Origin of the sequence: Bradyrhizobium hipponense, from assembly GCF_008123965.1 — a bacterium.
GTDB classification, from domain to species: Bacteria; Pseudomonadota; Alphaproteobacteria; order Rhizobiales; family Xanthobacteraceae; genus Bradyrhizobium; species Bradyrhizobium hipponense.
In genome coordinates this window covers 1-11135 of the sequence record NZ_VSTH01000208.1, presented here as the reverse complement: position 1 = coordinate 11135, position 11135 = coordinate 1, and the positions used below count along the sequence as shown (strand labels likewise).

At 61.3% G+C, this 11135-nt stretch carries 9 protein-coding genes and 1 pseudogene; 4 read left to right on the top strand and 6 right to left on the bottom strand.

The features are described 5' to 3' along the window. Positions 1-24: 24 nt before the first annotated feature. Positions 25-663, bottom strand: a pseudogene (gene istB, locus FXV83_RS39935) (IS21-like element helper ATPase IstB); the annotation flags it as partial. A gap of 11 nt (positions 664-674) precedes the next feature. After that, positions 675-2213, bottom strand: a complete 1539-nt coding sequence (gene istA, locus FXV83_RS39930; protein ID WP_187436495.1) for an IS21 family transposase — start codon at positions 2211-2213, stop codon at positions 675-677. Between the two features lie 207 nt (positions 2214-2420). On the opposite strand from istA, the gene FXV83_RS43370 reads away from it, so the two are divergent. Next, positions 2421-2996 (top strand): PAS domain-containing protein, encoded by a 576-nt coding sequence (locus FXV83_RS43370; protein ID WP_187436494.1) that lies wholly within the window; start codon positions 2421-2423, stop codon positions 2994-2996. 172 nt (positions 2997-3168) lie between these two features. On the opposite strand, the gene FXV83_RS39920 is transcribed toward FXV83_RS43370, so the two are convergent. The 3 genes from FXV83_RS39920 to FXV83_RS43365 all read right to left on the bottom strand — a co-directional run bounded on the left by FXV83_RS39920 (position 3169) and on the right by FXV83_RS43365 (position 5399). Further along, complete coding sequence (locus tag FXV83_RS39920) at positions 3169-3951, bottom strand: enoyl-CoA hydratase-related protein (protein WP_148745523.1); 783 nt, start codon at positions 3949-3951, stop codon at positions 3169-3171. A gap of 73 nt (positions 3952-4024) precedes the next feature. Beyond that, positions 4025-5116 carry a LacI family DNA-binding transcriptional regulator gene (locus FXV83_RS39915; protein WP_148745522.1) on the bottom strand — a complete coding sequence of 364 codons (1092 nt, stop codon included), beginning with the start codon at positions 5114-5116 and terminating at the stop codon, positions 4025-4027. A 37-nt stretch (positions 5117-5153) separates the two neighbouring features. Beyond that, positions 5154-5399 (bottom strand): hypothetical protein, encoded by a 246-nt coding sequence (locus FXV83_RS43365; RefSeq protein WP_187436496.1) that lies wholly within the window; start codon positions 5397-5399, stop codon positions 5154-5156. Between the two features lie 6 nt (positions 5400-5405). Between FXV83_RS43365 and FXV83_RS39910 the strand changes: the two genes are divergently transcribed. From FXV83_RS39910 to FXV83_RS39900, 3 genes are read left to right on the top strand one after another with little or no spacing between them, the layout of a single operon-like run. After that, positions 5406-6557, top strand: a complete 1152-nt coding sequence (locus tag FXV83_RS39910; protein ID WP_235940583.1) for a CaiB/BaiF CoA transferase family protein — start codon at positions 5406-5408, stop codon at positions 6555-6557. 52 nt (positions 6558-6609) lie between these two features. Next, the gene (locus tag FXV83_RS39905) at positions 6610-8037 is read left to right on the top strand and encodes an MFS transporter (RefSeq protein ID WP_148745520.1); all 1428 of its coding nucleotides are present in this window, start codon (positions 6610-6612) and stop codon (positions 8035-8037) included. Positions 8038-8097: 60 nt separating this feature from the next. After that, positions 8098-9249, top strand: coding sequence for a glycoside hydrolase family 88 protein (locus tag FXV83_RS39900; RefSeq protein WP_148745519.1), 1152 nt, complete (start codon positions 8098-8100; stop codon positions 9247-9249). 434 nt (positions 9250-9683) lie between these two features. Here FXV83_RS39900 and FXV83_RS39890 read toward each other — a convergent pair whose 3' ends face one another. Beyond that, on the bottom strand, positions 9684-10373 hold the full coding sequence (locus FXV83_RS39890; RefSeq protein WP_148745518.1) for a methyltransferase: 690 nt from the start codon (positions 10371-10373) through the stop codon (positions 9684-9686). Positions 10374-11135 lie beyond the last annotated feature (762 nt).

The window sequence follows — 11135 nt, the reverse complement described above, 5'->3', positions numbered from 1 at the left end:
AAGAAGGAGGCATCATGAAGTCATCGGCTCGCCGATCAGCGCGTGCCATTGATCGACGGGAAGCTGGCTGGTGACGATGGTGGAGCGGCGGCCATAGCGGTCCTCGAGGATCTCCAGCAGGTCGTGGCGGGCCGCGGCGTCGAGCGGCTCGAGGCCCCAGTCGTCGAGGATGAGCAGATCGACGCGGCCGAGCGCACGCAGGAGCCGGGGGTGGCGACCATCGCCGCGCGCCAGAGCGAGATCGGTGAACAGTCGCGGGACACGCTGATAGAGCACGGAGCGATTGTCGCGGCAGGCCTTGTTGCCGAGCGCCGAGGCGAGCCAGCTCTTGCCAACGCCGGACGGCCCGCAGATCAGCAGGTTGGCGTGGTGGTCGATCCATTGGCCTTCGACCAGCATGGTCAGCAGGCTGCGGTCGAGGCCACGCGGGGTGCGATAGTCGATGTCCTCGACGCAGGCCTGCTGTCGCAGCTTGGCGTATTGCAGCCGCTTCGACAGCCGCTTGTCGCGTCGCAGCGACGCTTCGCGTTCGAGCAGCAGCGCCAGCCATTCGGCGTGGCCGAGGCTTGCGGCCTCGCCGCCGGCTTCGATGTCGGCGAAGGCCTTGGCCATGCCGTGAAGGCCGAGCGCGTGAAGTTGATCGAGAGTCGGATGCGTGAGCAAGGCACGATCTCCTAATTGTAGTAGCGCGGTCCGCGGATGTTGGGATGGAGGATCGGCGGATCGTCCGCGGTGCGCTTGGGTGAAGGACGCCGATCGAGATTGTTGGCGAGGATCGATTTGACCGAGCCGTAGGTGCGCGCGCCGATGTCGATCGCTCGCATGGCAGCCGCATCAAGCCGCTCCTGCCCGTAGGATCGGGCGAGCCGGATGATGCCGAGGCAGGCGCGGAAGCCCTGCTCGGGGTGTGCGCGCTCATCGAGGATCAGGTCGCATAGCGCCGCGGTGGCTGGCCCGATCGTGGTGGCGTCCTTGCGGATGCGCTCGATGGTCCAGCCGGCGTAGCGCCGATGACTGGACGCCATGTGCTCCGGCACGGTCGTGTGCTTGTGGTTGCCGCTCATGCGCTGATGCGTTGCGATCCGCTCGCCCTTGTGGAAAATCTCGACGGTGCGGGCAGTGAAGCGCACCTCGACTTCGGCGCGGACGAAGCGATGCGGGACGCTGTAGTAATGCGCCTCGACCTCGACGTGATAGTCGATGCTGACCCGGCAGATCCGCCACTCGGCGAACACGTAAGGGCTCTCCGGCAAGGCCTGGAGCGCCGGCCGGTCGATCTCCTCCAATAGCTTGCGGCGGGTGACGCCGAGCCGCCGGATCGGCCGCTCCTCGTTGAGCCGGGTCAGCAACTCGGCGATCGCCGCGTTGACCTCGGCCAGGCTGTAGAATGTGCGGTGGCGCAGCCGCCCGAGCAGCCAGCGCTCGACCATGAGGACTGCCTGCTCGACCTTGGCCTTGTCCCGTGGCCGTCGCGGCCTCGCCGGCAGAATGGCGGTACCGTAATGCGCCGCCATGTCGGCGTAGCTGCGGTTGATCTGCGGATCGTAGCGGCAGGCCTTGATCACCGCGACCTTGGTATTGTCCGGCACCAGCAGCGCCGGCACGCCGCCGATCGCCTCGAAGACGCCGACATGGCCGCTGATCCAGTCGGCGAGCCCCTGCGTCCAGGTCGCCTGCGCGTAGGTGAAGCTGGATGCGCCGAGCACCGCGACGAAGATCTGCGCGGCGCGCCGCTCGCCGGTGCGCCGGTCGATCACCACCGGCACGCCGTCGCCCGCATAGTCGACGAACAGCTTGTCGCCGGCCGCATGCGACTGGCGCATCGTCACCGACAGGCGGCCTTCCCAGGCGCGGTAGAGTTCGCAGAACCGCGAATAGCGATACCCGTCGGGCTCGCTCGCGATGTACTCCTCCCACAGGATCGACAGCGTCACGTGCTTGCGCTTGAGCTCGCGATGCACCGCCGCCCAGTCCGGCTCCGCCTGCCGGCGATGGCCCCGCCGCGTGCCGGAACCGGCACCGGCGCTGGCGAACAGCCGGGCCTCCAGCACAGCGTCGGTGACGTCATCGGGCAACGGCCAGGTCAGCCCCGCCGCCTCGAACCGGCGGATCGTCAACCGCACCGTCGAAGGCGCCGTTCCCACCCGCCGCGCAATCTCGCGGGTCGGCATCCTGGCCGACTTCAATCTGATCACATCGCGCACATGGCGCATCGCAAACCTCTCCGTCGGCATCCAGGTCCCCCTTCGCAAAGCCGAAAGGCGGGACCGTATCGGAGCCAGAAGAGGCCTCGTCACCCCCGGGCGACATCATCCCGGAATGGTGGGCGAGATCATCTCGGAATGGTGGGCGACATCAAATCGGAACGGTGGGCGAGATCATTCCGGAATGGTGGGCGACATCGAGCGGAATCAGCAACCTTGCTCGATGCGGCCGGTAAAACGAGGTGCGTTCTTGGCCTCGCGCTCGATATTACCGAAAAGCGTAAGTTGCTGGATGCTCTCAAGATTGAGGCGGAGCGCTACTGCGCCCTCGCCCAGATCGCTGGCGGCTTATTATGGACCGGCAGTTCCGACGGTGGCGTCACGGCGCTCTCCAATGCCAAGGAAACCGAAGATCAGGGGTATCTTGCCAAAGACTGGGTGGATCTCGTTCATGAAGAGGAGCGCGACACAGCTCTTAGAGAGTGGGCGGTCTCAGTTAAGACGGAGGAGCCTTACAACGTCGAATGTCGGTTGCGGCAACCAGACGGGGCTTATCGCTGGCACCGGTGCAGGGCGGTGCCGCTTAGAAATGGCGGGCCGTGGCGTCAGGGAGTGGCTCGGTGTCTGGATGGACGCGCACTACGATATACTCTCAAGGGCGCGAAGAGGCGTCTCAAAGCTCACCGGCAGGCAATTGCGCGCCGCCCGCGGCATGCTGAACTGGTCGGTGAAGCAGTTGGCCCAGCGAACGGGGGTGTCTTCCGCGGTCATTCGGCGGCTGGAGGAGTATAACCACACTCCTCCGATGTCCGACGAGTTGATGGAAACCCTGCGAAAGACATTTGGGGATGCCGGAGTTGAATTCACATTTCCCCTGGTAGGTAAGCCAGGTGTTCGGCCGCGATAGCTTCAAAGCCTTGCCGGGCCCCTATGAGGAGCTTCAGTCGTCGCCTCCTTATCTCGTCTAACTTCCCCGATAGCTCGGCGCGCGCTTTTCGAAAAACGCATTCATTCCTTCCTGTTGGTCGGCGGTGGTGAAGGCATGGCGGATTGCTTGTCGTTCGAATTCAAGGCCCGTGTCCAGAGTGGTCTGAAAGGCGGCGAGAACGGCCGCCTTGGCGAGCTCCGCCGAACGCGGCGGCTTTTGTGCAATCACCTCCGCGATCTCGATCGCTCGCGCCTGCGCCTTTCCATTTTCAACAACTTCCGCGATGAGGCCGGCCTGCAGCGCCGCACCCGCGGAAATGGATTGGCCGGTCAGGATCATCAGCATTGCCAGCGATTTGCCCGCAACGCGAGTCAACCGCTGGGTCGCGCCGTCGCCTGGCAATATCCCGATATTGATTTCAGGCTGCGCGAACAGCGCGCCTTCGCCTGCAACGAGAATATCGGCCAACATCGCCAGCTCGTGACCACCACCGAAGCAAATCCCCTCGACGGCAGCAACAAGCGGCTTGGGGAAATCGGCGATCTCCCGCCAGGCAGAGCGTCGCGGGAAATTGTCGATCGCCTCGAAGCCACGCTGCTGCATCTCCTTGATGTCGGCTCCGGCAGAGAAGAAGGCATCGCTTCCGCAAAGGACGACACAGCGCACATCCTGGTCGAAAGCGGCGTTGCGGCAGGCTGCCGCAAGCTCAGCGATCAGCTCGTTGCTCAGGGCGTTTCGTTTCGACGTCCTGTTCAACGTCAGAACTCGGACATAGGGCCGAGGACACGTCGAGAGAATAGAAACGGACTTCGCGGTCATGCCGAGCGTCTCCTGAAATGAACCGAGGAAATCTCCTTTTATTATGAAATCGATTTCATTGCAATTGTAGCGGCTACTGATCCCGCGCTTGCTGCCGCCTTACAGGGCGTTCGCCCGGCCTCGGCGGTGCCGTCGATGCGCGCATGACCAGCCGGTACGGCAGCAGGACGCTTTTCGGAACCGGGCTTCCCGAGATGGCATTGATCAGGTAATCGGCGGCACCTCGGCCGATTTCGGCGGCCGGAACGCTGATCGTGGTCAGCGGCGGGTCCATCTGGGCCGCGAGCTCAATGTCGTCAAATCCCGTAATGGAAAGCGACCCCGGCACGGCCAACCCCATCTTGCGGGCTTCCGCCATGGCGCCGATGGCAAGCGTATCGGTCGTGCAGATCACCGCCGTTGTATCGGGATGGTCGTTCAATAGCTGGCGAAGCGCGCTGCGCCCTTGTGCGAGCGAGTAATCAGCCTTGATGATCTGGGTCGGCTTGAGCGGGATGCCCGCTTCAGAAAGCGCGCGCTGAATTCCATCTAACCTGGCGCGGGATCGGTCGTTGGAGGCAGGAACAACGTTGGCGATCGCTCCGAAATGGACATGGCCAAGCCTTCGGAGATAGTCGGTCATTTCGCGGGTGGCGCTCTCGTTGTCGATCCCAATGGCGGGAATGCCGCCAACTGCCTTGGAAACATAGGTCGTGATCACGGGGACAGCGGCCTGCTCGATCAGCGCCCTGAGCTCGCGTTCATGAGAGCCGCCGACCAGCACGATGCCGTCGATTCCGCGTTCGATGAGGCTCTGCAGCTCCTGCAATTCACGCCGCTGGTCATATTGGGAATTCGCGATGAATAGCGTGTAGCCGCTTTCGCTGAGGCGGTTCTGCAGCGCTTCGACGCCTTCGGCGAAGATGCCGAGCGCCAGCGTCGGAACGATGATGCCAATCGTCCGCATACGCCCTGATTTCAAGGCTCGCGCTGCACTGTCGCGGGTGTAGGACAGATCGGCAATATGCCGCATCACCCTGTCGCGAAGCTCCGGCCGCACGATTTCAGGGTGATTAAGCACGCGCGACACTGTCGCAGGCGAGACATTTGCCTTGCGAGCAACATCCTCGATCTTCACGCGTGGTTGCTGGCGGCCTTTGGGGGCGGTTGTCGGCTTCTTGTCCATCTGGTCTGGTCGATCGGCGAAAAGGCATGGCGTCCAATCAGCTATAAACCATCCAAGCGTCAGCTGTCTCAAGCCTCGCGTGCGCGCAAGCCGCGTTATCCGTGCGTGGATCTCGCGGAATGTCGGCCTGACGGGCCTTTTGCTTGACTCTGCCGTGAACAGGGGGTAGTTCTGAAATCGATTTCATAAATGCAGCAGCAACGCCGTCGCCGTCTTCAGAAAAACCGAAAGCAACAGTATGGTCGATCTTCTGAGGGGCATTCGTGTCCTGAGCTTCAATCATTTCCTAATGGGCCCGGTCGGCGTACAGTTTCTCGCCGACCTGGGTGCGGACGTGATCGCCGTGGAGCCACCCGATGGTGCCTTCCAGCGGAAGTGGGGCGGGGCGGACAAGCGGGTCGATGGCCAATCGATGCTGCTTCTCACTGGAAACCGCAACAAGCGCAGCATCGCGCTAGATCTCAAGAATCCCGAAGCCGTCGCGATTGCCAAACGGCTGATCGCAACTTCGGATGTGATCACAGAGAACTTCCGCCCGGGCGTGCTCGACAAGCTTGGCCTTGGTTATGAGGATGCGAAGAAGATCAATCCCCAGATCATCTACGCAGCAGCTTCCGGCTATGGTCCTGACGGCCCCTACGTCAATCGTCCAGGCCAGGATCTCTTGATCCAGGCGCTATCGGGACTAGCGATGATCACCGGAAACCGCGAGCAGGGTCCGCGAGCGGTGGGCGTCTCCGCTGTCGATCATCACGGCGCCGCCTTGTTTGCAGCCGGAATCTTGGCTGCTTTGGTGAGAAAAGCGCGTACGGGGCAGGGGTGCCGGGTCGATGTCAGCCTGCTGTCGGCTGCGCTCGATCTGCAGATGGAATCTTTTACGTGTTACCTGAACGGCCAAAGGCCAGATGACGTGCGTCAGCCAGGCCCTGTCGCTGGTTGGTACTACGGGGCGCCTTACGGCATTTATGCGACGCGCGATGGCCACATAGCGATCTCTCTCGGATCTCTCGATGTGCTCTCAGAAGCGCTCGGCCTTCCCGCCGATCAGCGGATTCCTGACAAGGAGGCGTACCGCCGGCGGGACGAAGCCTCGGCTGCGATCGCCGCGAACGTTGGCAAGCGTACGACGGCGGAATGCATTGGCTTGTTCGAAGCGCGTGGAATTTGGCACGCGGCAGTTAACGACTATGCCGACGTCGTTGCCGATCCGCAGATCGTCCACAACAGGAATTTCCAGGTCGTCACTGGCGCGACGGGGGCCCCAATCACGCTTGTCAGTCATCCAGTGCGCTACGACGGGGAGCTGCCTGAAGTGCGTTTGCCGCCGCAAAAGCTCGGCGCCCAAACGGAGGAGATCCTCAAAGAGCTCGGCTATGACGCCCGGCAATTGAAGGGCCTTTACGAGACAGGCGCCGTCGGCGCCGCAGCCTCGCATCATTAAACAAAAACATAAGCTTCTCGAAAGAAGCACGCTTTGACAACAGGAGGGAACCATGGGAATAGGACGTAGGCTTGCGCGCGCGCGTTTTCTCGACAACGCTTCTGGTGAGGTTTGCTCTTCGACAGCCACGCAAGCGGAGGCGCCGCTCAGCGGACACGTGAACACTTTCGTTCACAGTCCCGCATCCATGCGGCTTGAGAATCAAGTTGCCACCAAGGCAATGACGGCCGGTCTCGGCGGAGGCGTGGCCCTGGAATGGTTCGACTGGAACGTCTACGGTGTGATGGCCGCGTTCCTGTCACCGCATTTCTTCCCTTCCAGTGATCCCACCACTTCGTTGCTCGCGGCACTCGCCGTCTACGGAGCGGGGTTCTTCGCGCGGCCACTGGGTGCCGCATTGCTCGGTCCGGTCGCTGATCGCATCAGCCACAAACGGGTGATGATGATCTCGGTCACAGCGATGGCGTTGTGCTCGCTACTGATCGCGCTTATGCCGACTTACAAGGACATCGGTCTCACGGCGCCCATCATCTTGCTTCTCCTTCGCCTTATGCAAGGACTAGCCACCGGCGCCGAGGCTGGTGTTGCTAACGCTATCGCCGTCGAGCTGGCGCCCCCGGGCAAGGAGGGGCGCTATCTCGGCCTGATCGGTGGTACGTTCATCCAGCTCGGCATCTTCGGATCCAGCATGGTCGCTTTTCTGGTGAGTGCTTCGGTGGCCCCCGAGGTGATGCGCGAATGGGCCTGGCGTCTACCATTTGCGGTCGGCGGGGTGCTTGGCCTGCTAATTATCTATCTGCGCAGCACCCTTCCGGAGACCTTGATCAATCGTGCGATGCATCGTGACGATGAGCTGTCGCGCGTCCAGCAAACCACCGGCGGTATCTGGAAGACGCTCTGGAATGTGCGACTGTCGCTACTTGCTGTCATCCTGGTGATCGGTTCCGTGCAAATCGCGAACTACGCCTGGAACACGGGCCTACCAAACATGGCCAACACTGTGTTTAAGGAGGATAGCACCTCCGTCTACGGAATCATGACGCTGATGCTCTTGGTCTGGATGTTTGCCGCCCCTCTGGTGGGCGCCTTCGCGGACAAGGTGAGACCCTCGCGCGCATTTACGTTGCTGCGCCTGTTGCTCATCCCGTGCTTCTTCCTCACACTGGTCTATTCGGAGAAGAGCATCTCCACGTTCTTCCTTGTCACGGTGTTCGGCGGCGCCATCGTGGGCTTCAACATGGCCCTCTATAACTTGATTGCTACCACCCTGATGCCGCGCACCGTGCGGACCACGGGAGTAGCTCTTGGTTATGCGCTAGGTGTGTCACTGTTTGGCGGGACCTCACCATATCTGCTGGTGTGGCTGCAACGCGAGCACATCGCCTGGATGTTTCCTGTCTACGGATCGTTGGTGGCGCTCCTGAGTGTGGTGGTCTATCAGATCGCCAAGAGGCGAGGCCACGTCTACATCGGTGGGTGAACCCTGTCTTGCCCCCTCCCGCGCTTCGCGGCGCAAAGAGACCTTTGTTGGACCAAGACCATGTCGAAAAGCAACTATCTCTCTGCGCGCGAGCGCATGCTCGCTCGCATTGCCCAGACTTGGGAGGCTGCAAGCTCAGGCCTACCACACTGGGCGAGCAGTGTGGACGGAAATTGGACTTTCACGTCCGATGGTGATTGGACCGGCGGGGCGTTCGTCGGTGAGCTCTGGCTTGCGCATCTTGCCGATCCCGGGCGGTTCGCAATCGCTGATGCGCACGCCGCGCTAGCTCGGATGTTGCCACGAGCCCAGCGCCGCACGGCGTTCAAGGGATTCGGCTTCTATCACGGCGCCGCGCTCGGCAGCATTCTCTTTGGCGACGCGACCGCACGCGAAGCTGCACTAAGTGCGGCAAAGTCGCTTCAGGAGATGTTCGATCCGCGTCTAGGGCTAATCCCATTGGGCAATGATGCCGAAGAGGCCAGCGCTGTCGGGACCGCCGAGAGCAGCATCGATTCACTCCAGGCGACGGGCCTGCTTTATTGGGCCTCGGACCAGCTGGGCGACTCTCGGATGGAGGAGGTCGCCAATGCACACATGCGACGTGTGCTGGAGATCCATGTGCGCCAGGATGATTCGGTCATTCAATCGTCCACACTCGACCCGCACACCGGCAAGGTTCTCAAAACGCACACGCACAAGGGATATAGCGACGTCAGCACCTGGGGACGGGCGCAGGGATGGGCGATGCTCTACACCGCTCACGCCGCCATGGTTCGTCCGAGGGAGACATTATGGCGCGAATACGCGGTTCGGGTATTGGACTGGTGGATTGATCACGTCCCTGCAGATCTCGTTGCCTACTGGGACTTCGATGATCCGGCAATCCCCCACACCAGCAGGGATACCGCGGCAACTGCCATTGCTGCGGCATCGGCACTGCGGCTGGCCAGCGCGCTAGGTCCTGACGAAGGTTCCAAGTACAGAGAATTCGCCGAGCGCACGGTGACGCAGCTAATCGCGGACTATCTCACCCCCATAGCTCCCGGTGACCAGCGCGCGGCTGGAATGCTGATAGGCGGGTGCTTCACACGTAAAGCCGTCGTGCGCGAAATCGATGCCGCGCGAAACGTCGAGCTGATCTTCGGCAGCTACTTCCTGTTTGAATGTCTTGCCCTCCTGACAGGCTTGGTGCCGCCTGGACGGATCTAATGTAGCTGCGCCGATGCTTGCCAGGTTCCGAGACTGTCATAAGGGCCGCCCCCAAAAAGGCGGGTGCTGTTCTTCAGTCGGCATATTCGTGAAGTCAGTGCAGTTCGACAAACGTGCTTCCAGGCATTCCCCATGACACGTCCGGCCGAACCGCTCGAACCGGTACCGGGATTAATCCTAGTAAAGCCAACCAGTATTTTCTGCGCGGCTATTATCTAGATCACAGCACCGGACTTGCGATCTTTGTCGACGATGTGCCGGTCAAGATGGACACCATGCACGCGGGCAAGGCTACGCCGATCTCTTACCTCGCCGTTGAACGATTTCAGCTCGGTCGGGAACGTGCAAATTGGCCTGATCGACTGCACCGCCAAGGGCTTGGCGCTGATGACAGCCGGCAGCTTTGGCTACCGCGCTTCTTCGGCAAGAGACTTTCATCGTGCGGATAGCTCCCAAACAATGCGGACGTGCCCGCCAGGAATGGTCGGTCGGAAAATGTGCATGTCTCTGACGCGCAGCTTACTCTCATTGATCAAGTTCATGACGTGCCCAACATCTCCCTGATCGGAGAAAATGATATACATCGCTCCCTTCGGACTTAACCAGACGTGCGCCCCTCCGACCGCGGCGGCCATCACCTTGTGATCTTGATCGAAACACGAACGCTCCAGATCGTCATTGGCCTTGCGGTTCCAATAGGGAGCCGCAAAGATAATGGTATCAAATTGTGCTCCAGGTTGTAGCGCAGTATAGGTATCACTCTGGAGGGCTTCTGCTCGATCCGCATAGCCTAATCGCTCGATGTTTATCTTCGTCGTGAGAACGGCCTGCGGATTTATATCGAGAGCGACTAGGCGTCTTGCCCCGGCACGGAGTGCTGCAAGGCCCAGTACACCGGATCCGCACCCCAGATCGAGTACCGCCGCGCCGGGCTCGATATGCCATTTCGAGATCAGTGCGTCCGGTGCGTGGCTTAGGCGCGGTGACAAAACCCCGGGCAGAATGTGCAAAGACATGCCGGCGACTTCGACATCGTGCGGATCATTGTCCAAACGCAGTTCGGCCAGCATTGCATCAACGTCTGTAGTTTGGCTACGTACGGATGCGCCGAGCTGGGTGATCATTTGAGCCTCCATGATTGGTTAGCGAGCGGCGGAAGTAGTCCAGCGCAGCAACACGGTCGGACCAGAAGCCTGCGAAACCAGCAAGCCGCTCAACGTTGCGCTCGATCAGCCGACCGAAAAGGTTGGTCCGCTCGCGCGCGCTGTTGCACCCTGTCGGATATGGCCCAAGGAAGAATATTGCTCATCTGGCCACGCCCACTCGCTCAGTGTCGTGCTTGTCGATAGCAACGGCCGTGCCAACCGGAGCCGGATTAATTTCGAGCTGGGTCTAAACATGTGCCCGCACAGCGGTTGTTACCGGGCTGTTCCAACCATACGATCGAGCGCAAAAAGTCCGCGGTCCCCGGGGACGCTGATCAAAAGCGCCCTAACCACACAATAGGGCTGTCTCCTCAATCTCCATGAAGCCCGAGTACTCGATCGGCATCATCTCAGCCCTGATATAGTCGTGCCGCTGATGTCTGGGCGGCGGGCGATCAAGGTCAGACGCGGTCTCATCCTGATTGTCGCGCCATACATGTCCGCTTGGGAACAAAAATGCCGGAACACGACAAGCGCTGGGCCGTACGTGTGTTTCAGACGCGGAGCGCATTATATTTGGCGAGCGGCACGGCAATTCCTGGATGAGCAACAAGAGCTGCCGCGGCGCCGCAGGGGAGCGGCCGTCGCCCTTCCTGAGCGGCTTCGTTCCACAAGCCGGCGGTCGGCTGGCCTCGGACAATGCTCCGGTTGCTGATCGCGTTAGTCGACCGTGAAGAACCC

Excerpts from the sequence above, each read along its gene's own strand:
- istA (WP_187436495.1), bottom strand. The coding sequence starts at position 2,213 with ATGCGCCATGTGCGCGATGTGATCAGATTGAAGTCGGCCAGGATGCCG.
- FXV83_RS39920 (WP_148745523.1), bottom strand. The coding sequence starts at position 3,951 with ATGACCGCGAAGTCCGTTTCTATTCTCTCGACGTGTCCTCGGCCCTAT.
- FXV83_RS39915 (WP_148745522.1), bottom strand. The coding sequence starts at position 5,116 with ATGGACAAGAAGCCGACAACCGCCCCCAAAGGCCGCCAGCAACCACGC.
- FXV83_RS43365 (WP_187436496.1), bottom strand. The coding sequence starts at position 5,399 with ATGATTGAAGCTCAGGACACGAATGCCCCTCAGAAGATCGACCATACT.
- FXV83_RS39910 (WP_235940583.1), top strand. The coding sequence starts at position 5,406 with ATGGGCCCGGTCGGCGTACAGTTTCTCGCCGACCTGGGTGCGGACGTG.
- FXV83_RS39905 (WP_148745520.1), top strand. The coding sequence starts at position 6,610 with ATGGGAATAGGACGTAGGCTTGCGCGCGCGCGTTTTCTCGACAACGCT.
- FXV83_RS39900 (WP_148745519.1), top strand. The coding sequence starts at position 8,098 with ATGTCGAAAAGCAACTATCTCTCTGCGCGCGAGCGCATGCTCGCTCGC.
- FXV83_RS39890 (WP_148745518.1), bottom strand. The coding sequence starts at position 10,373 with ATGATCACCCAGCTCGGCGCATCCGTACGTAGCCAAACTACAGACGTT.